The organism is Herbaspirillum sp. FG34 (assembly GCF_057809315.1).
Map to the genome: position 1 here is coordinate 14,137 of NZ_JBMDJS010000003.1, position 19,693 is coordinate 33,829.

Annotated in this window: 16 protein-coding genes; 7 read left to right on the forward strand and 9 right to left on the reverse strand. The window is 63.8% G+C overall.

The features are described from left to right. The first annotated feature begins 2 nt into the window (after window positions 1-2). The 5 genes from ACODSZ_RS04260 to prmC all read left to right on the forward strand — a co-directional run bounded on the left by ACODSZ_RS04260 (window position 3) and on the right by prmC (window position 4,965). Complete coding sequence (locus tag ACODSZ_RS04260; RefSeq protein ID WP_008332783.1) at window positions 3-731, forward strand: response regulator transcription factor; 729 nt, start codon at window positions 3-5, stop codon at window positions 729-731. A 269-nt stretch (window positions 732-1,000) separates the two neighbouring features. Further along, window positions 1,001-2,293: a glutamyl-tRNA reductase gene (gene hemA / locus ACODSZ_RS04265; RefSeq protein WP_175344829.1), complete on the forward strand. Its 1,293-nt coding sequence runs from the start codon at window positions 1,001-1,003 to the stop codon at window positions 2,291-2,293. Window positions 2,294-2,398: 105 nt separating this feature from the next. After that, a complete protein-coding gene (gene prfA / locus ACODSZ_RS04270; protein ID WP_488927100.1) occupies window positions 2,399-3,478 on the forward strand; it encodes a peptide chain release factor 1 in 1,080 nt (359 codons plus the stop codon). Between the two features lie 159 nt (window positions 3,479-3,637). Further along, window positions 3,638-4,132: a disulfide bond formation protein B gene (locus ACODSZ_RS04275; RefSeq protein ID WP_175344831.1), complete on the forward strand. Its 495-nt coding sequence runs from the start codon at window positions 3,638-3,640 to the stop codon at window positions 4,130-4,132. Next, window positions 4,132-4,965 (forward strand): peptide chain release factor N(5)-glutamine methyltransferase, encoded by an 834-nt coding sequence (gene prmC, locus ACODSZ_RS04280; RefSeq protein WP_488927101.1) that lies wholly within the window; start codon window positions 4,132-4,134, stop codon window positions 4,963-4,965. Before ACODSZ_RS04275 ends, prmC begins: the two co-directional genes overlap by 1 nt. A gap of 34 nt (window positions 4,966-4,999) precedes the next feature. Here the strand turns inward: prmC and ACODSZ_RS04285 are convergent, their stop codons facing one another. From ACODSZ_RS04285 to ACODSZ_RS04315, 7 genes are all read right to left on the reverse strand, one after another. After that, a complete protein-coding gene (locus ACODSZ_RS04285; protein WP_488927102.1) occupies window positions 5,000-8,593 on the reverse strand; it encodes an indolepyruvate ferredoxin oxidoreductase family protein in 3,594 nt (1,197 codons plus the stop codon). A gap of 592 nt (window positions 8,594-9,185) precedes the next feature. Next, window positions 9,186-10,067, reverse strand: a complete 882-nt coding sequence (phhA, locus tag ACODSZ_RS04290; protein WP_008332802.1) for a phenylalanine 4-monooxygenase — start codon at window positions 10,065-10,067, stop codon at window positions 9,186-9,188. An 80-nt stretch (window positions 10,068-10,147) separates the two neighbouring features. Beyond that, complete coding sequence (locus ACODSZ_RS04295) at window positions 10,148-10,885, reverse strand: GNAT family N-acetyltransferase (protein WP_175344834.1); 738 nt, start codon at window positions 10,883-10,885, stop codon at window positions 10,148-10,150. A gap of 13 nt (window positions 10,886-10,898) precedes the next feature. Then, the gene (locus ACODSZ_RS04300) at window positions 10,899-12,131 is read right to left on the reverse strand and encodes a multifunctional CCA addition/repair protein (protein WP_488927103.1); all 1,233 of its coding nucleotides are present in this window, start codon (window positions 12,129-12,131) and stop codon (window positions 10,899-10,901) included. Window positions 12,132-12,141: 10 nt separating this feature from the next. Further along, window positions 12,142-12,843, reverse strand: coding sequence for a glutathione S-transferase family protein (locus ACODSZ_RS04305; protein ID WP_008332809.1), 702 nt, complete (start codon window positions 12,841-12,843; stop codon window positions 12,142-12,144). A 44-nt stretch (window positions 12,844-12,887) separates the two neighbouring features. Further along, entirely contained in the window at window positions 12,888-13,856 is a 969-nt protein-coding gene (locus ACODSZ_RS04310; RefSeq protein WP_488927104.1) for a complex I NDUFA9 subunit family protein, read from the reverse strand. Window positions 13,857-13,926: 70 nt separating this feature from the next. After that, a complete protein-coding gene (locus tag ACODSZ_RS04315; protein WP_488927105.1) occupies window positions 13,927-15,927 on the reverse strand; it encodes a lytic transglycosylase domain-containing protein in 2,001 nt (666 codons plus the stop codon). A gap of 34 nt (window positions 15,928-15,961) precedes the next feature. On the opposite strand from ACODSZ_RS04315, the gene ACODSZ_RS04320 reads away from it, so the two are divergent. Next, complete coding sequence (locus tag ACODSZ_RS04320; RefSeq protein ID WP_299530594.1) at window positions 15,962-16,579, forward strand: 5-formyltetrahydrofolate cyclo-ligase; 618 nt, start codon at window positions 15,962-15,964, stop codon at window positions 16,577-16,579. 549 nt (window positions 16,580-17,128) lie between these two features. Beyond that, complete coding sequence (locus ACODSZ_RS04325) at window positions 17,129-18,298, forward strand: porin (protein ID WP_488927106.1); 1,170 nt, start codon at window positions 17,129-17,131, stop codon at window positions 18,296-18,298. A gap of 83 nt (window positions 18,299-18,381) precedes the next feature. Here ACODSZ_RS04325 and metF read toward each other — a convergent pair whose 3' ends face one another. Together metF and ACODSZ_RS04335 are read right to left on the reverse strand one after the other, a co-directional pair. Next, window positions 18,382-19,224, reverse strand: coding sequence for a methylenetetrahydrofolate reductase [NAD(P)H] (metF, locus tag ACODSZ_RS04330; protein WP_488927107.1), 843 nt, complete (start codon window positions 19,222-19,224; stop codon window positions 18,382-18,384). Continuing rightward, window positions 19,221-19,574 (reverse strand): phage holin family protein, encoded by a 354-nt coding sequence (locus tag ACODSZ_RS04335; protein WP_008332818.1) that lies wholly within the window; start codon window positions 19,572-19,574, stop codon window positions 19,221-19,223. The genes metF and ACODSZ_RS04335 overlap by 4 nt, the downstream gene beginning before the upstream one ends. Window positions 19,575-19,693: the final 119 nt, after the last annotated feature.

Sequence of the window (19,693 nt, forward strand, 5' to 3'; positions counted from 1 at the left end):
CGATGAAAATCGGAATTCTTTCCAGAGACGCCGATACCGTGACCCTGGTCACGCAACTGGCCGATCGCCATGACTGCCAGGTCTACAGCGGCGTGGAGGGCTTCGCAGCCGCCTGTGCCGAGCGCGCCAATCTGGTCGTGCTGGACCTGGACGACCTGCAGCGCCATCAACATGCGGTGACCATGCTGGTCCAGCAGCACCGCCCTCCGGCGGCGTCCAAGGCGCGGCCGGTGGTGTTGCTGCTGTGTACGCCGGCCCACCAGCACTGGCTGCGCAATCTGCGCATGGCCGGAGCCGACGACTTCCTGGTCAAGCCGGTGGAGCGCCAGGAACTGGCCCTGCGGCTGGATCTGCTGTTGCTGGCTGCGCAACCCTATGAAGCCCCGCCCAGCGTGGTCGAAGCCGGTGGCTTCATGGTCGACCTGGCGCGCCTGCGCATCACCCATCCCGAGCGCCCCGGCCTGGACGCCACGCTCACCCGCAAGGAAGTCGAACTGGCACTGCTGTTCATGCAGCACCTGGGCCGCCCGCTGTCGCGCGCCTTCCTGCGCGAACGCATCTGGGGCGCCGAGCCGGATACGCCGACCCGCACCATCGATACCCACGTCTCGCGCATCCGCACCAAACTCAAGCTGCATCCCGGCAACGGCTACCAGCTGGCTACCGTCTATGGCTACGGCTACCAGCTGGAACGCCTGGAAGGGATGGAAGAACCGCACCCGTCGGCATAGGCCCCGGCAGGAAAAGCTCGGCCCAAGCTGTTGCCGCCGTGCACAGCCATCTGTGCCAAGCCTGATCCATGTCAGGGACATATACCGATTATCAGGACACGCCCCAACCCCTCAATGGGCAAAGAGTATAATTATTCCCAAAACCGGGGCCGAATCTGTCTGATTGTGTACGAATTGCATGACATCCTACGTTTTTCATTCAGTTTCGCAGCCATAGAAGTGTATTTTCCCAGCTCATCGGCACTGCTGCCTTACTAGTCGATTCTTTCATGAATTTGCTCGCCGTCGGACTCAACCACACTACCGCGCCGGTCTCGCTGCGCGAAAAAGTGGCTTTCCCTGCTGACCAGATCGGTCAGGCGGTGGCGTCCGCACGCGCATGGTTTGGCGGGCATGACAAGATCGTGGCCTCGGGCGAGGCGGCCATCCTTTCCACCTGCAACCGTACCGAGCTCTATGCCGCAGCGGCTGCCGGCCCGGATGGTGTGGAATTCGCCATCGACCGTACCGCGCAGTTCCTGGCCGAGTACCACCAGATTGCCTACGCCGACCTGCGTCCGTATCTCTACTCGCTGCCGCAGGACAATGCCGTGCGCCATGCCTTCCGCGTCGCCTCCGGGCTGGACTCGATGGTGCTGGGCGAGCCGCAGATCCTGGGCCAGATGAAAGATGCGGTGCGCCAGGCTGACGCCGCCGGTGGTCTGGGCACTTACCTGCATCAGCTGTTCCAGCGTACCTTCGCGGTAGCCAAGGAAGTGCGCAGTACCACCGAGATCGGCGCACATAGCGTCTCCATGGCGGCAGCGGCGGTGCGCCTGTCGCAACGCATCTTCGATTCGATCTCCGGCCAGAACGTGCTCTTCATCGGCGCGGGCGAGATGATCGAGCTGTGCGCCACGCACTTTGCGGCCCAGAATCCCAAGACCCTGACGGTGGCCAACCGCACCATGGAGCGCGGTGAAACTCTGGCCCATCGGTTCAGCGGCCGCGCCATCCGCCTGGCCGACCTGCCGGCACAACTGGCCAGCTTCGACATCGTGGTGTCCTGTACCGCCTCGCAGCTGCCCATCATCGGCCTGGGCCTGGTGGAACGGGCCGTCAAGGCACGCCGCCACAAGCCCATCTTCATGGTCGACCTGGCCGTGCCGCGCGATATCGAGGCCGAAGTCGGCCGCCTGGATGACGTCTTCCTCTACACGGTGGACGACCTGGCCTCGGTGGTCCAGAGCGGCGTGGAAAACCGCCAGGCGGCGGTGGCCCAGGCCGAAGCCATCATCGAAACCCGGGTGCAATCCTTCATGCACTGGATCGACAGCCGCGCCATGGTGCCGCTGATCCAGGACCTGCACGAAACCGGCGAGGCCCTGCGCCTGGCCGAACTGGAGCGCGCACGCCGCATGCTGGCCAAGGGCGAGGATGTGGAAGCGGTGCTCGACGCCCTCTCCAAGGGCCTGACCGCCAAGTTCCTGCACGGCCCGCAACAGGCCCTGCATCACGCCCAGGGCGAACAGCGCAGCCAGCTGGTCTCGCTGCTGCCGCAACTGTTCCGCTCCAAGCGTTAGCGCCTTCCGCCCGGCCGGCCGCTGTCTGCGGCTGGCACCCTCGCGCCGTCGCCGACGGCTGCCGTCGTCCCCCTCATTGCTGACCGATACTGACTTCCCGACCTCATGAAACCCTCAATGCTCGCCAAACTCGACCAGCTCGCCGAACGGCTGGAAGAGCTCAACAGCCTGCTGGCGCAGGAAGATGCCACCGCCAGCATGGACAACTTCCGCAAGATGACCCGCGAACACGCTGAACTGGGCCCGCTGGTGGCGCTGTACCACGACTATGTGCAGGCCAGTGAAGATATCCGCACCGCTGGCGAGCTGCTGTCGGACCCCGATATGAAGGCTTTCGCGCAGGAAGAAATCGATGCCGCCAAGGCGCGCATGGAGGCGCTGGAGCTGGATCTGCAGAAGATGCTGCTGCCCAAGGATCCCAATGATGAACGAAACATCTTCCTGGAAATCCGTGCCGGAACGGGAGGTGACGAATCTGCCCTGTTTGCCGGCGACCTGCTGCGCATGTACACCCGCTATGCCGAACGCCAGCGCTGGCAGGTGGAAATCGTCTCGGCCTCCGAATCGGAACTGGGCGGTTACAAGGAAGTGATTGCCCGCATCGCCGGCTTTGGGGCCTATTCACGCCTGAAGTTCGAATCCGGCGGCCACCGCGTGCAGCGCGTGCCGGCCACCGAGACCCAGGGTCGCATCCACACCTCCGCCTGCACGGTGGCGGTCATGCCCGAGGCCGACGAAGTCGAAGATGTGGACATCAACCCGGCCGACCTGCGCATCGATACCTATCGTGCCTCCGGTGCCGGCGGGCAACACATCAACAAGACCGATTCGGCCGTACGCATCACCCACTTGCCTACCGGCATCGTGGTGGAATGCCAGGACGACCGCAGCCAGCACAAGAACAAGGCGCAGGCCATGAAGGTGCTGGCCGCCCGGATCAAGGATGTGCAATTGCGCGAGCAGCAATCCAAGGAGGCCGCCACCCGCAAGTCGCTCATCGGCTCGGGCGACCGCAGCGAGCGCATCCGCACCTACAACTTCCCGCAGGGGCGCATGACCGACCACCGCATCAACCTGACGCTCTACAAGCTCGATTTCATCATGGATGGCGATCTGGATGAGCTGACCAACGCCCTCATCACCGAGCATCAGGCCGAACTGCTGGCGCAACTCGGCGACGACTAGGGCCTGCGCTCAAAATTGCCTGCGCGGGCAGCATGCACGCAGGCAAGGACTTCTCTACAATCGCGTCATGGCGAAAAAGCCGGTCAGGTTTCCGCCTGGCTTTGCGCTCCGAAGGTCCCGATGCCGTATCCCCATTAATGAATCACTGAATCCTCAACCATGAAATCATCCAAAGCGGTTTTCCTGCTGGTAGCGCTGGTCTGCGCCGCCCTGCTGGGCGTTGCCATGTACCTGCAGATCGTCGAAGAAATGCAGCCCTGCCCGCTGTGCGTGATCCAGCGCTACATGTTCGTGCTGGTGGGCGCCTTCGCCCTGCTCGGTGCCCTGATGCCGGAAGCGGCCCGCCGCGGCAGCGCCGGTCTGGGCCTGCTGGCCGCACTGGGCGGCGCCGGCACGGCGATCTGGCATCTGTACGTGAAGGCGCATCCGGGAGTCTCCTGCACCACCGATCCGCTGGAAACGGCACTCAACCAGTTGCCCACCGTCAAGCTGTGGCCGCAGATGTTCACCGCCGACGGCTTCTGCTCGGCGCCCTGGCCACCGGTGTGGGGCTTGCAGATTCCGACCTGGTCGCTGATCTGGTTCGGCGTGCTGGCGCTGGTGCTGGCCGTGCAACTGTTCAAGCGCGCACCGCGCACCACGATCTGGAAGTGATGGAGCCGCTCTCCAGCTATGCCGGCTGCACCCTGGCCACCGTACTGAAGACGGCGCCGCTGGATCCGCTGGAGAACCGCATCCTGCTGTGCCACGCGCTGCGCATGACGCGTGTGCAGCTGATCACCCAATCCGAGCGCCGTCTCACCGCCGACGAGTCGGTGCTGCTCACGGCCCTCTACACCCGCCGCCTGCGCGGCGAGCCGATTGCCTACATTGTCGGCCAACGTGAATTCTATGGACTGGATTTGCGCGTCACGCCAGATGTGCTGATCCCCCGCCCCGATACCGAGCTGCTGGTGGAACTGGCGATGGAACGATTGCCGCAGGATGGCGCGCTGCTGGACATGGGCACCGGTTCGGGCGCGATTGCCATCGCCATCGCCCATACGCGGCCCGATGCGGTGGTGACGGCACTGGACGCGAGTGCCGCCGCCCTGGCCATCGCGCGCGAGAACGCCACGGCCAACCAAGTCCGCGTGACGTTGCTGGAAAGCGACTGGTACGCCGCGCTGCCCCGCGATCAGCGCTTTGCGGTGATTGCCTCCAACCCGCCGTATATTGTCGCAGGCGATGTTCATCTCTCGCGCGGTGACCTGCGTTTTGAACCGGTTGATGCGCTGACCGACCACGGCGATGGCTTGAGCGATCTGCGCAGCATCATCGATGGCGCGCCGACGCATCTGCTGCCCGGTGGCTGGCTGCTGATGGAGCATGGCTATGATCAGGCTGCCGCAGTGCGCGGACTGCTCTGCGGCACCGGCTTCGCCGAAGTGCAGAGCTGGCGGGATCTGGCCGGTATCGAACGGGTCAGCGGTGGCCGCCTGGTCTGATCCGCTGACCGTTCCCGACCTCACCACAACTTTCTCAAGCGGCCCGCTTGCCGCCTCCTTGCGGCGAATGCGGCTGCTCAGACGATCCCTCTTCCAGCTGTGCCAGCAAGGCGGCCTGTTTCTGCAGGGCCACTTTCAGATGGCGTTCCTTGACGTGACCGTAGCCGCGAATGTCTTCCGGAATCCGGGCCACGGCAATCACCTGCTCCAGGTTCTCGGGCGTGAGCCGCGCCAGCAGGCGTGAGAGCGTGGCACGATAGTCGGTGATCAGGGCCCGCTCCTGCTTGCGTTCGTCGGTGTAGCCGAAGGGATCGAAGGCCGTGCCGCGCAAGAAGCGTAATTTCGCCAGTACGCCAAAGGCCGGCATCATCCAGCGGCCGAAAGCCTGCTTGCGCAGATGCCCCTTGTCATCGCGCCTGGCCAGCAGCGGCGGCGCAAGATGGAAGCGCAGCTTGTAATCGCCCTCGAACATGCCGGCGATCTTGGCGCGGAAGGCGGGCTCGGTGTAGAGGCGCGCAACTTCGTACTCATCCTTGTAGGCCATGAGCTTGAAGAGACAGGTCGCTACTGCGCGGCTCAGTTTGAGGCCGCGTCCGGCCTCACCCAGCGCGCTCTCGCGTGCACGCACTTCTTCCACGGCATCACGATAGCTGCGCGCATAGGCGGCATTCTGGTAGTCGGTCAGGAAGGCCACGCGACGTTCCACCAGTTCCTCCAGACTCGGCGTGCGCTTGAATTCGATCACCTGCGCCGTCATGCCGTTGCGGCCCGCAGCGGCCAGCACGAAGTCGACGTCGTGCGCGGCCACGCGGCCCCAGGCGAAGGCCTGCTGGTTGAACTCCACCTGCAACGCATTGAGCTCGATGGCGCGCAACAGCGCCGCTTCGGACAAGGGCACCCAGCCCTTTTGCCAGGCATAGCCGAGCATGAACATGTTGGTCGCGATGGCATCGCCCATGAGCGCCGTGGCGATGCGGCCCGCATCGATCAGGGACAGATTGTCACGACCACAGGCTCTGGCGATCTCGCCTTCGCTGGAGGCCGTGGGGAATTGCCAGTCCGGATTGCGCACGAAGGCAGCAGTCGGCATCTGCGTCGAATTGACCGCTGCATGGGTACGTCCCTCGCCCATCCGAGAGAGCGCATCGCGCCCGGCGGTGACGATGACGTCGCAGCCAATCACCAGATCGGCCATGCCGGTGCCCACGCGGGTGGACTGGATGTGGTCCGGGTCTTCGGCCACGCGCACGTGCGACATCACCGGCCCGCCCTTCTGGGCCAGTCCGCTCATGTCCAGCACGGAACAGGCACGGCCTTCGACATGGGCGGCCATGGCGATGATCTGGCCGATGGTGATCACGCCCGTGCCGCCCACGCCGGTGACCACAATGCCGTAAGGCTGGGCCAGACCCGGCAGCACCGGCTCGGGCAGCGTCGGCAAGGCCGGGCCGGATTGTGCCTTGGCGCGCGCGGGCTTCTTCAACTGGCCGCCTTCCACCGTCACGAAGCTGGGGCAGAAACCGTTTACGCAGGAATAGTCCTTGTTGCAGGAAGACTGGTTGATCTGGCGCTTGCGGCCGAATTCGGTTTCCAGCGGCTCCACTGAAAGGCAGTTGGACTGCACGCTGCAATCGCCGCAACCTTCGCACACTGCCTCATTGATGACGGCACGCCTGGCCGGGTCGGGATAGGCATTGCGTTTGCGACGACGGCGCTTCTCCGATGCGCAGGTCTGGTCATAGATCATGGCCGACACACCCGGCTGCTCGCGCAGTTCGCGCTGTACCGCATCGAGTTCGCTACGGTGACGGATGGTCACGCCCTCGGCCCATTGGGTGCCGGCCGGATACTTGTCGGGCTCGTCGGTGACCACGATGATGGGCCGAACGTTTTCGGCCGCCAGCTGGCGCGAGATCATGGCCGGATCGAGCGGACCATCGAACTCCTGGCCACCGGTCATGGCCACGGCATCGTTATAGAGGATCTTGTAGGTGATGTTGACCTTGGCCGCAACCGAGGCGCGCACCGCCAGCAGACCGGAATGGAAATAGGTGCCATCCCCCAGGTTGGCGAAGACGTGTTTCTCCGTCGTGAACGGCGCCTGCCCGACCCAGGTCACGCCCTCGCCACCCATGTGGGTGAAAAGCTGAGTCTCGCGGTCCATCCAGGTGACCATGTAGTGGCATCCGATACCGGCCAGGCCACGGCTGCCCTCGGGCAGTTTGGTGGAGGTATTGTGCGGGCAGCCCGAGCAGAAATGCGGTATGCGGTCCTTGTCGGGATCGGGCTTGCTGCTGATATTGAGGGCGGCTTCCTTGGCTTCGAGATAGGCCACGCGGGTGCGCACGCGCTGCTCCACCGGATGACCGGCGAAATAGCGCGAGATGCGCGTGGCAATCGCGCGTGCGATCTGCGCCGGATTGAGTTCATAGGTGGCCGGCAGCAGCCAGTTGCCATGGCCCTCGCGCTGCGAACCGCTCCACTCGCCGGTGTCATCGAATTTGCCGACCACACGCGGACGGACATCGTCGCGCCAGTTGTAGAGTTCTTCCTTTAACTGGTATTCAAGAATCTGACGCTTCTCCTCGACCACCAAAATCTCATCCAGACCCTGCGCGAATTCACGCACACCTTCGGCTTCCAGCGGCCAGGTCATGCCGACCTTGTAGAGGCGAATACCGATGTCGGCCGCGACCTGTTCATCGATGCCCAGATCTTCCAGCGCCTGTCGCGTATCGAGATAGGACTTGCCGGCGGTGATGATGCCGATGCGCGCACGCGGGCTGTCCCAGATGATGCGGTTCAACTTGTTCACGCGCGCATAGGCCAGCGCGGCATACCACTTGTAGTTGATCATCCGCGCTTCCTGGCCCAGCACGGTGTCGGGCACGCGGATATTGAGGCCATCGGGCGGAAGTTCGAAGGCCGGTAACTGGATCTTCACGCGCTCCGGATCGATCATCACCGACATGCCCGATTCGACCAGGTCGGTCACGCATTTCATCGCCACCCACAAACCGGTGTAGCGGCTCATGGCCCAGCCATGCAGGCCGTAGTCGAGATACTCCTGCACCGAGGACGGATAGAGCACCGGAATGCCGCAGGCCTTGAGGATATGCTCGCTCTGATGTGCAGCGGTGGAGGACTTGGCGGCGTGGTCATCGCCGGCAATCACCAACACACCACCATGCTTTGACGTGCCGGCCATGTTGGCGTGCTTGAAGACGTCACCGCAGCGATCCACCCCCGGGCCCTTGCCATACCACAGCGAGAACACGCCATCGTATTGCGCACCCTTGAAGAGATTGACCTGCTGCGTGCCCCACACGCTGGTGGCGGCCAGGTCTTCGTTCATGCCGGGATGGAACCTGATCTGCCTGGCTTGCAGGTATTTGCGCGCCTTCTCGGCGGTCTGGTCCACCGAACCCAAGGGGGAACCGCGATAGCCGGTGATGAAGCCGGCGGTATTCAGTCCGGCGCGTTCATCGTATTGCCGCTGCAGCATCGGCAGGCGGATCAGCGCCTGGATACCGGTCATGAAGACGCGGCCGCGCTCCAGCGCATATTTGTCATCCAGGGATACATCGTCCAGCAGCAGGCGTTGCCCGGCGGGTAGGGGTGCGTTCATGTGGTCTCCGTGCCAAAAATCTTGTTTTTGCCTTGCACATGCCCCCGTCAGTGACGCGCCATGCAGTGTCGCCGCAGGACTACGCCGGTCTGTCGGGAATCGGGAACACCTCGGTCTTGTGGATCGGGTGTCTTCAAATTGTAGTGTCAAGTTAGCACAAGGGTGACCGGCCCGCTACGCGCGCCGCAGCAGGGTTTCCGGGCCGTTTTGGCATGCAGGAAACACTTTCCGCAAGTCCTGCGGCGTTTGGCAGGATGCAGAGAAGAAAATGCCGGAAAGCTGAAAACAACAATATTTCCGGCTGAAAAAAAAGGGCGGCAAGCGGCCCAAGTGTTACAAGCAAGACGCGAATGTAACAGCCCGTAAAAGCCATTGGAACGGCCCGGTGGCTGGCGTTTAATAGACCTCACTTGAACAGCGATTGATTGGTATCCGTTACTGTGCAAGGTTCCTCCCCTCTAGTGTTGAAAGCACCACTAGCTCGCGGATCCGGCCTCCCCTGTCGGATCCGCTTTTTTTTATGTGTGATTGTTCCGGCCACGAAAAAGCCGGGCGCATGGCCCGGCTGTGCTGGAGGTGCGCTGCGCCGTCGTCAGCGGTTGGGGGCGAAGCTGGTCTCGCCCGGCAACAGCGTATTGGCCGGCAAAGCTTCCTGCTGCTTGAGCCTTTCATAGAGCGGCGTGAAGTCCGGCGCGGTATCGTTGAAGAGCTGCTCGAAATCCTTGATGACGAAATAGGTCTCCTGATAGGTATCGATCTTGTAGAGCGTGCGCATGATGCGCTCCACTTCAAACGGCACGCGGCGCGGCTGGTCGCTGGAGAGGCAATACTCGACCTCGCCCCCCGAGGACAGAATGCCGGCGCCATAGATGCGCAAACCCTCCTTGCTCTGGATCAGACCGAACTCGATGGTGTACCAGTACAGACGCGCCAGGTAGGCCAGGCCGTCGAGCTTGAGGGCCTTCAGGCCGCCCTTGCCGTATTCCTGCAGGTGATTGGCGAAGACGGGATTGAACAGCAGCGGCACGTGACCGAAGAAATCATGAAACAGGTCGGGCTCGACGATGTAATCGAACTCGTGCTCTTCACGCAGCCACACCGTGACCGGGAAGCGGCGATTGGCCAGGTGCTCGAAGAAGGTGTGATCCGGCACCAGACCGGGCACAGCCACCAGTTGCCAGCCAGTGGCCTTGTAGAGCGCTTCGGTAGTGCGATCAAAGCGCGGGATGCCTTGCGAGACATCAAGGGCCTTGAGGCTGTCGATGAAGACATCACAGGCGCGGCCGGGAATGAGCCGGGCCTGGCGTTCATAGAGACGACGCCACAGCGCATGCTGGGCCGGCGTGTAGCTGTCCCAGTTCTGGGCCACGACGTAGTTGGCGTCGGCCTGGCTGTAGTCGCCGCGCAAGGCGCCGCTATCGGACTTGGTGGCGACGGTGGCGAAGAAATCATCGGTGTTGGGATTGGTGCTCATGGCATACCCGTTATCAAAGTGAGGCGCATATTATGCGCTCCCTGCACGGGATGGTCATGTGCGCTTGCGCAAGAAGCGCGTCAGGCAGAAGGCGGTGGCGCGCCGTCGCCTTTCTTCTTCGCGCCGATACCGGTCACGCGCGCCCCCCATTTCAACAGGGCCTTGAAGTTGGCCTTGACGATGTAGTCCAGCATGGCGACCTGCTCTTCCAGCGCTTCCTGAAACACGGTGGCCGAATTGGCGGGCTTGATCTTGAGATAGGCATCGGCCTCGCCATAGTCGCGGTGGATTTCCATGCCGGCCTTCTTGGCGATGTGCATCATCACCTTGTTCGACGAGAGACAGTGCATGTACAGCGTATCGACGTCGGCATTGCGACAGTGCATCGACGCCCGCATGAACAGGCGCGTGCCCACACCGAGCCCGCGCGCGGCCGCCGTTACCGACACCCCGAACTCGGCCACCACCGGCTTGATGGTGGCACCGCTGATGCGCGTACTCTCCTTGGGCGCAAAGGCCAGGTGGCCCACACCCAGAAGACGCAGGCGGCGATCATACACACCGAAGACGGTATCGCGTTCGAAGTTGATGCCTTCCACGTAGCGCGTGACCATCTCGTCGGAAAGCTTGGAACCGAAACGCAGCAGGCGGTCCTTCTCTTCCAGCGCGAGGAAGTGGCGCAGCAAGTGGCGACGCGCGCGCGGCGAGAGTTCCTTGACGAAGACATTGGGCTTGTCCGGCTTCTCCTCATGCGCTTGCGGTGGCGCCCCATGCCGGCCACGCAGGCGCTGCAGAAACCGGGACAGGGGATGGCTCATGGTGCAGTCTCCCTCAAGGCTGTGCCGGACGATGCTGCTCGACATAAGCCGCCACCTGCGCCGTACGCGCCGCCAGGATGGCATCGGCAATGCGCTGCGGCTGGGTCTGCTGCTGCGCGATGGCACCGGCATCGATGGCGCTGGCGGCTTGCAACGCGCCTTCCAGATAGGCCGCCTGCGGGAAGGGCTGCAACTCCAGTCCGGTGCGGCCACGATGATCGCATTCCGACGCGCGCAGCATGTCGAGGAAGCGCTGCGGTTTGCGGAAGGCGTCACAGCGGGCGAAGAACTTGACCAGGGTATCGGGACGCATCTCGAAGCAGCGTCCCACATTGCCATGTTCGCGTGCGGTCATGAGTGCCAGATCGCGGCACTCGCCGGGGACTTTCAGGCGCGCACAGACCTGCTCGACAAGCCGCTCGCTGCGCGCTTCATGACCATGATGGCGCGGCCAGATCTCGGGCGGCGTGGTGCCTTTGCCGAGGTCGTGCAACAGCGCGGCAAAACGGATCGGCAATGAAAAATCCTGCGCGGCGGCCCAGTCGACCACCAGCATCACATGCACACCGGTATCGATTTCCGGATGCCACTTCTCCGGTTGCGGCACACCCCACAAGGCATCGAGTTCGGGCAGGATGCGCTGCAAGGCACCGCAGACGCGCAAGACCTCGAACATGCGCGACGGCTTGTGCTCCATCAATCCGCGCGACAGTTCCTGCCAGACGCGTTCCGGCACCAGCGCATCGACTTCGCCCTCATCGACCATGCGCTGCATGAGCGCATTGGTTTGCGGCGCCACCGTGAAATCGGCGAAGCGCGCCGCAAAGCGCGCCACACGCAGGATGCGCACCGGGTCTTCGACGAAGGCATCCGAGACATGACGAAACACCCGCGCTTGAAGGTCGGCGCGACCGTGATAGGGATCGACCAGCGTGCCATCCTCATCCTGTGCCATCGCATTGATGGTCAGATCGCGACGCGCCAGATCGTCTTCCAGCGTCACATCGGGCGCGGCGTGGAAATCGAAGCCCTTGTAACCGGGCGCGGTCTTGCGCTCGGTGCGGGCCAGGGCATATTCCTCGTGGGTCTCGGGATGGAGGAACACCGGGAAGTCCTTGCCCACCGGGCGGAAACCCAGTGCCAGCAACTGCTGCGGCGTGGCGCCCACGACCACGTGGTCGCGGTCCTTCACCGGCAGGCCCAGCAAGCCGTCGCGCACTGCGCCGCCGACGGTGTAGGTCTTCATCGGCTGCGCCTCACTGGTGGTCCGGAAGGATTTCCTTCTCGGCCAGCGCCTCGGCGATCCAGCGCGCCACCGCCGGGTGCTCGCGCACGCGATCGGCATAGGCTTGCAGGGCCGGTGCCAGCGGCACCTGGTAGCTGACGAAGCGCATCACCACCGGCGCATAGAAGGCGTCGGCAATGGAGAAGTCACCGAAGAGGAATTGATGATGACCGAATTGCGAGAGGCACTCTTCCCAGATCTCGCATACCCGCGCGATATCGGCCTGCGCCTCGGCGGTACGTCCCTTGCCCGGATGGCGGCCACGAATATCCATGCTCATGGCAGTACGCAGGCCGGTGAAACCGGAGTGCATCTCGGCACAGATGCTGCGCGCGATGGCGCGCGCGTCGGTGCGCGCCGGCCACAGGTGGCGGTCGGGGAATTGCTCGGCCAGGTATTCGCAGATGGAGAGCGAATCCCAGATCGCGATGTCGCCATCGAGCAGCACCGGCACGCGGCCCGAGCCGGTGTAGCGGGCGATTTCGTTGGCGGTCTCGGGCTGGTCCAGCAGCACGCGCACTTCCTTGAAGGGGATGTCGAAGGCCACGGCAGCAACCCAGGGGCGCATCGACCAGGACGAATAATTCTTGTTGGCGATCACCAACGTGGGCATGTGGCGTCCGGCTTTTTGCAGCGTTTCGGACAGGACAGGATCCAGTTCTGTATCTTGCATGAGGGCTCGTTTCTCGAAGATCAAAGGCGCAGCGACTGAACCATTCAGCGCCGCGCGGTGCTGCGGAAAAAGTCGAATTGCTGTTGCGGGCTGCGCGGCAGGAGATAGCCGGGGACGATATCTTCCAGCGCGCGTGGCGTGAGCTGCAGTTCGGGGGCAACTGGTCCGTGCAGGACGTTGTCCACCTTCATCGAGGCCACATTGTCGCGGCTCATCAGTTTGCCCGGCAGGTGTTCCAGCGCGAAGGCCTGCAGCCAGCCGGCCGCATCGGGCAAGCCGATCACCGGGCGCGGATGACCGCTGTACCAGCCCGACAGACGCACCAGCTCGCGCAGCGTATATTGCTTGGGTCCGCCCAGTTCAAACACCTTGCCGTCCAGCCGCGGCAGCGCCAGCGCATTGACGAAGGCCTGTGCCACATCGCCCACGTAGACCGGCTGGAAGCGCGCATCAGGACTGCCCAGCGGGATCACCGGGAACATGCGGTTCAACCCGGCGAACATGTTGATGAAATTGTCGCCCTCGCCAAACACTACCGAGGGACGGAAGATCGCCACGTCCAGCGCGGGCGAGGCCAGGGCCTCCTGCTCGCCGGCCGCCTTGGAACGCAGATACATCGACGGCGCTTGGGCATCGGCGCACAGTGCGCTCATGTGCAGGTAGCGCGCCACGCCCTGCTGCGCGCAAGCGGCGACGATACGGCGTGGCAGCACCACGTGCTGGCGCTCGAAATCCGGACCGTAGGACGCACCGCCCCGGGCCGGGCGCGACTGCAGGATGCCGACCAGGTTGATGACCACATCGGCCTCGGCCACCAGGCGCGCCAGCACGGCATCGTCATGGATATCGGCCTGGACCACGCTGACCACGGGCGAGACCAGCAGATGCTTGGCGCGCTCGTAGCGGCGCGTGGGTACCATGACGCGATAGCCGGTGGTGCTGCCCAGCAGTTCGATCAAGCGGGTGCCGATGAAGCCGGAACCACCGATGACGAGGATCTTCTTGACTGCCATTTATCACTCTCCGATTTCCAGGAACCGCTGGCGGCCGCCTCCGCCGGGGACGTCGGCCGGCGTGATGGGATCAGGGCAGGTCGGTGGCGACGTTGGCATTGGGTGCCACCGTTCCCAGGCGCTGCTTCAGGGATTGCGGGCGGTTCTCGAACATGGCCGCATAGTAGGTCGCATTGGACATCACGTTCTTGACATAGCCCCGGGTTTCATTGAAAGGAATGATCTCGGCAAAGATGGCCCCTTCCACCGGACGCGGCAAGGTCGCGCGCCAGCTGCGCGGACGACCGGGGCCGGCATTGTAGCCGGCGGTGGCCAGGATCTCCGAGCCTTCCAGGTTGTTGAGCACCATGTCCAGATAGCTGGTGCCCAGCAGCAGGTTGGTGTTGATGTCGTTGACCTGATCGGCGGTGAACTCGGTCATGCCGATCTTCTTGGCGACGAACCTGGCGGTGGCGGGCATGAGCTGCATGAGGCCGGAGGCCCCCACGTGCGAACGGGCCGACTTGATGAAGCGCGACTCCTGTCGGATCAGTCCATAGACCCAGGCGTTTTCCATCCCCAACGGGCGCGTGGCCGCATTCATCTCGGGCAGGTGCGGGGCCGGGAAACGCTGGGTGAAATCGAACTCGCTCCTGGTGCGATCGGACGTATTGACCATGCGGTCCAGCACGTCGTTCTGGCGCGCGTATTCGGCCGCGGCCAGCAACTGGCGGTCATTCATGTTGCGCAGTTCCCAGTTCCATTCGCGGATGGCTTCGAAACGCAGGTTCAACTGATAGAACTTGAGCGAACGCTTGAAGCCGGCATTCTGCGAATACAGCGCCACCTCGCCCGCGCCCGGCGGCGTCGGGCCCGGCGGGATGGTAATCTGCTGGCCCAGTTCCTCCTGCGCCAGCTGACCATAGAAACTGAAGTTGGGCGCGATCGATTCGAACAGGCGGCGGGCTGCCTCGTTCTGGCCTTCGGCCTTGAGCGCCCGGCCCAGCCAGTAGACCCAGGTGGTATCGCTGCGCAGCGGGGCCGGCATGGCTTCGATGGTCTTGCGCACGGTCTTCCAGTCGCCGTCGCGCAGGGCCATGCGCACCTTCCATTGCATCGCGTCCTGGGTCAGGGGCGCATCCTTGGCTTTGCGCCAGTACTCCGAGGCTTCCGGCGCCAGCTTGTAGGAGGCCGACAGGGCGATCTGCGCCCAGCCCTGCGCGACTTCCTGCGGGCTCAGGGTGCGCGCGGCATCGCTGAGGTAGGTGGCAGCCTGGGACGGATTGCTCCTGGCGATGCGGCCCAGGGCAATGATGTAGAGCTGGTGGTTGGCGGCGCCCCGGCCAGGCCCCTTGGCCAGCATCAGTGCCGGGCGTTCCATCACCCGGGTCACGCTGACATCGCCATTGTCGACCAGCACGGCCGCGCGGCGGGCCACGGTGGCATTGCCATTCTCGGCGGCCTGGCGGATCTGGAACCAGACGTCGGCATCGCTGAACTGGCCATTCTGCGCCAGCGTGGCGATGAGGTCGCTGCAACCCTGGCCGTAGTCCTTGGGATTGGTCAGCAGAGCCCGCGCCTCCTCGGCGACGTTGGCACCCTTGAGCGCGCGCGAGTTCAGGGCGAAGCACTTGACCTGGGTATCGTCGTTGAGCACGAACAGGGGATACTGCTCATCGAAAACGGTCCAGTTGCCGGTCTTGCCCAGGGCCAGCAACCAGTCGTTGCGCAGGCGATCGACGATGGCCTGGCCATCCCAGCGAGCCAGGAAATCGCGGATCTCCTGTTCGCTGGCGCTGTAGTCGCGCACACGGGGCTTGAGGCGATAGTAGTCGACATAGGATGCCAGCTCGTAGCCCGAGAGCCGTGAGGCCAGGTCTTGCGCCAGCGCGGCATTGTCGCTGGCGGCGGCCTGGCGCAGGGCCAGGAAGAGATCGTCAGCGGAGGCGTCCGGCGCCACGCGCTTCTGGGCGTGGGCAGCAGGCGCAACACCGAGCATGGCAGCGCTGGCCAGCGCCAGGGGGAGCGCCAGGGAGGCGGCCAGCGCACGCAGGCGCTGGTTGAACGGATGATTCTTCGGACGCATACTCATGCAGGCTTCTTCTTGCAGATTGGTGAAACAGAAAATGAACCCAAGCATAGCACGCGACACGCCCCCTCCACAGACGCAAGAGGAGGCGGCCGCCCTTCACAAACAACGGCTGCGCGCCGAACTGCTGGCGCGCCGCAAGGCACTGACCGAGGAGGACAAGGCCGCCGCCGATGCGCTCATCGGGCAGCGCGTGCTGCACTGGTGCGCCGCACAGGCGATCCACAGCCTGGCGGTCTACCAACCGATCCGGCGTGAACCGGATCTGTCTGCGGCCTATAACGCACTGGCCGCGCGCGGCGTGCACCTGTGCCTGCCGGTGGTGGTGGACAAGCAGGCGGCGCTGGAATTTCGTGCCTGGCAGCCAGGCGACATGCTGGAAAAGGACGGAATGGGCACGCTTGTGCCGCCGCCCGGGACCGCGGTCGTGCGGCCGCAGGCCTTGCTGATTCCTTGCGTGGGATTCAATGAAAAGAATTACCGGCTAGGCTACGGCGGCGGTTTCTATGACCGCACCCTGGCGGGCAAGTCGCCGCCGCTGGCCGTAGGCGTCTGCTATCACTTCGGGCGGGCGGACTTTGCCGCACAAGCGCATGACATGCCGCTGGATGCCTTGCTCACCGACGGCGCGGTCGATGCCAAGTCACTCCCATGAACGCCTCCTTGCTCAACTTGACGTAAGACATCACACCTCGCCTGCACATTCGACCCGGTCAAGCGCCTTTCCGGGTGCTTGACTGAATTTCCTTTCATATCGCCTTTTTACCACGGTTTAACCGCATCGCAACACGGAAGCCGCTTGACAGTGGCCAGTCCGAATGAGAGCATTTTGATGTTAGACGTCTGATGACCAACAACTTGATCGCAAGTCAGACTGCCTGAGACGTTCAGCGACCGCATTTGCCGCCAGAGCAAAGCCCATTCGACACGGAGACCCGCCATGCCCATTTCATCCCGCCTCACTCTGCGGCCTGCCGCGCTGCGCCGTCCGCTTCCTTGTCCAAGGCGATGGCCGTGATCCGCGCCTGAGCGTCACCCACAGACTCACTCCAGACTCACCAGCATTTCCCGCCACGTCCGCTGCGGACGCGGCGGCAAGCCGAGGTGCGCCCTGCCCTGCGGGTGCGGCCCACCAAACGGGGCGGCGACGCCGCCCTTCACCGCGCCCGGTCAGCCGGGCGCATGACAGTCCAACGAGGAACCCATGAAAAGAAACACTTCCCGGATCGCCGCTACCCTGCTGCTGGCCGCCACGCCGCTGGCTGCGCTGGCCCAGAGCAGCGTGACCATTTACGGTGTGGTCGACAACGCCCTGGTCTACAGCAGCAGCCAGAACGGCGCGCACAACGTCTACATGCGCTCGGGCAATCTCTCGGCCAGCAAGATCGGTTTCAAGGGCAGCGAAGACCTGGGTGGCGGCCTGCAAGCCTTCTTCCAGCTGGAGAACGGTTTTGATGCCGATACCGGAGCCATGAGCTCGGCCAATACCCTGTTCAATCGCCAGTCCTTCGTGGGCCTCTCCAGCAAGAGCGCCGGCGCGCTGACCATCGGCCGCCAGTACACGCCCTATTACCTCTATGTCGGCGCCATCGGGTCGACCACCGTGCTGACCGGGGCCACAGGCGCGCATCCGGGGGACGTCGATGCGTTGGACACCTCGGTACGCAGCAGCAATGCCATCAGCTACAGCTCGCCGGTCATCGGTGGTGCGCAGGTGAGTGCCCTCTACGGCATGGGCGAGACCGCAGGATCCACCGCCACCGGCAATGCCTGGAGCATGGCGCTGAAATACAACGTCAATGCCTGGAATTTCGCCGTGGGCTTCCAGCACCTGAACCGCGGCACCGGCAGCGCCACCTGGGGCTCCTCCACGGCCACCGCCAACATTCCCAACTCGGCCATCAACGCTGGTTACCAGACCGCCAACAGCGCGCAGATGGTCGCCGCTGCTGCGCGCTACACCATCGACAAACTGATGCTGGGGGCCGGCTACAGCGTGGCGCAATACAAACCCGGCAGCGGCTCCCTGTTCACGCAGGCTGTGAAGTTCCAGACGGCGGGGGCCTTCTCGACCTATCAATGGAGCCCGGCCCTGAGCCTGGCGGCTGGCTACAGCTATACCTTTGCCAACAAGGGCAATGGCATCAGCACCGCCGCCAACTATCATCAGTTGGCGCTGCAGGAGACCTATGCGTTCTCGCCGCGCACGGCTCTGTACTTCCTGCAGGCCTATCAGCTGGCCGGCGGCAGCACCCTGGCGTCCAACGGCAGCATCATCCACGCCCTGGCAGCCGTGGGCGATTCGCAGAACAGCACGGCGTCTTCCGGCAAGAGCCAGACGGTGGTGATGGCAGGCATTCGCCACTCGTTCTGAGCGCGACCCGCCCTCGGAAAATGGCGATATGAACGAAAAAACCGGACTTGGCGTCCGGTTTTTTCATAGGGGCGTGCAGTTGCTTATTTCACCAACGTTTTCCAGATGGCTTCGGTGGGCCCCGCCTGGTTCAGTGAATAGAAATGCAAACCGGGCGCACCGCCTGCCAGCAAACGCTGGCACAACTGCGTCACCACGTCCTGGCCGAAAGCACGGATCGATTCCGTATCGTCGCCATAACTGGCCAGCTTCAGACGGATCCAGCGCGGGATCTCGGTGCCGCACATATCCGAGAAGCGCATCAGCTGGGTGTAGTTGGTGATGGGCATGATGCCGGCGATGACCGGCACGGTCGCGCCCAGTTTGGCGGCCTCGTCCACGAAGCGGAAATAGGCATCGGCATTGTAGAAATACTGGGTGATGGCCGAATTGGCGCCGGCCTTGACCTTGCGCACGAAATTCTGCACGTCGTCCTGCGGCGAGCGCGCCTGCGGGTGCATCTCCGGGTAGGCGGCCACCTCGATGTGGAACCAGTCGCCGGTCTCGGCGCGGACGAACTCGACCAGTTCGTTGGCATGGCGGAACTCGCTGGAGGCCTGGTCCATGGCGCCATAGCCGCTGGGCAGGTCGCCGCGCAGGGCGACCAGGCGCTTGATGCCGTGGGCGCGATAGTCCTCCAGGATGGCGCGCAGGCTGGCGCGCGAGCTGCCGATGCAGGACAGGTGCGGCGCGGCGTCATGGCCTTCAGCGATGATTTCCAGCACGGTGTCGCGCGTGCCTTGTTGCGTCGAACCGCCCGCACCGAAGGTCACCGAGAAATACTTCGGTGCCAGCGCGGCCAGCCGGGCGCGGGTGGCGCGCAGCTTTTCGGTGCCTTCGGCGGTCTTGGGCGGGAAAAATTCGATACTGAAATTATGTGTACTCATTGATTCGAACCCGATTTCAGCAACAGTGTGGACAGGGCCCAGGACACGATGCTGTAGAGCAGTGCGCCGCCCACGGCGGACCAGAAGCCGGCCACGTGGAAGCCACCGACCAGTTGCGCCACGACCCAGAACATGAGGCCATTGATGACCAGGATGAACAGGCCCAGGGTGAGCATGGTCACCGGCAGGGTCAGCACGACCAGCACCGGACGCACGATGGTATTGACGAACCCAAGGATGAGCGCGGCCAGCAGGGCCGAGCCGAAGCTGTCGACCTGCACCGAGTGCATCAGGTAAGGAACGGCCAGCAAGGCCAGGGCATTGATGAGCCAGGTCAGCAGCAGGCGCATGGATAAACCTTTCGACCCCGTCAGGGAGTCATGAAGATACCCGTGAAGCTTGCATCACCGACAGCAGCGATGCAAGGGTCCGCAGGCGGGAGACGATGCTGGCACTGCCAGGCCGGCCC

Excerpts from the sequence above, each read along its gene's own strand:
- ACODSZ_RS04285 (WP_488927102.1), bottom strand. The coding sequence starts at position 8,593 with ATGAACGCACCCCTACCCGCCGGGCAACGCCTGCTGCTGGACGATGTA.
- prfA (WP_488927100.1), top strand. The coding sequence starts at position 2,399 with ATGAAACCCTCAATGCTCGCCAAACTCGACCAGCTCGCCGAACGGCTG.
- ACODSZ_RS04315 (WP_488927105.1), bottom strand. The coding sequence starts at position 15,927 with ATGAGTATGCGTCCGAAGAATCATCCGTTCAACCAGCGCCTGCGTGCG.
- ACODSZ_RS04320 (WP_299530594.1), top strand. The coding sequence starts at position 15,962 with ATGAACCCAAGCATAGCACGCGACACGCCCCCTCCACAGACGCAAGAG.
- ACODSZ_RS04260 (WP_008332783.1), top strand. The coding sequence starts at position 3 with ATGAAAATCGGAATTCTTTCCAGAGACGCCGATACCGTGACCCTGGTC.
- ACODSZ_RS04335 (WP_008332818.1), bottom strand. The coding sequence starts at position 19,574 with ATGCGCCTGCTGCTGACCTGGCTCATCAATGCCCTGGCCTTGCTGGCC.
- ACODSZ_RS04300 (WP_488927103.1), bottom strand. The coding sequence starts at position 12,131 with ATGAAGACCTACACCGTCGGCGGCGCAGTGCGCGACGGCTTGCTGGGC.
- ACODSZ_RS04275 (WP_175344831.1), top strand. The coding sequence starts at position 3,638 with ATGAAATCATCCAAAGCGGTTTTCCTGCTGGTAGCGCTGGTCTGCGCC.
- ACODSZ_RS04305 (WP_008332809.1), bottom strand. The coding sequence starts at position 12,843 with ATGCAAGATACAGAACTGGATCCTGTCCTGTCCGAAACGCTGCAAAAA.
- hemA (WP_175344829.1), top strand. The coding sequence starts at position 1,001 with ATGAATTTGCTCGCCGTCGGACTCAACCACACTACCGCGCCGGTCTCG.
- prmC (WP_488927101.1), top strand. The coding sequence starts at position 4,132 with ATGGAGCCGCTCTCCAGCTATGCCGGCTGCACCCTGGCCACCGTACTG.
- phhA (WP_008332802.1), bottom strand. The coding sequence starts at position 10,067 with ATGAGCACCAATCCCAACACCGATGATTTCTTCGCCACCGTCGCCACC.
- ACODSZ_RS04310 (WP_488927104.1), bottom strand. The coding sequence starts at position 13,856 with ATGGCAGTCAAGAAGATCCTCGTCATCGGTGGTTCCGGCTTCATCGGC.
- metF (WP_488927107.1), bottom strand. The coding sequence starts at position 19,224 with ATGAGTACACATAATTTCAGTATCGAATTTTTCCCGCCCAAGACCGCC.
- ACODSZ_RS04295 (WP_175344834.1), bottom strand. The coding sequence starts at position 10,885 with ATGAGCCATCCCCTGTCCCGGTTTCTGCAGCGCCTGCGTGGCCGGCAT.
- ACODSZ_RS04325 (WP_488927106.1), top strand. The coding sequence starts at position 17,129 with ATGAAAAGAAACACTTCCCGGATCGCCGCTACCCTGCTGCTGGCCGCC.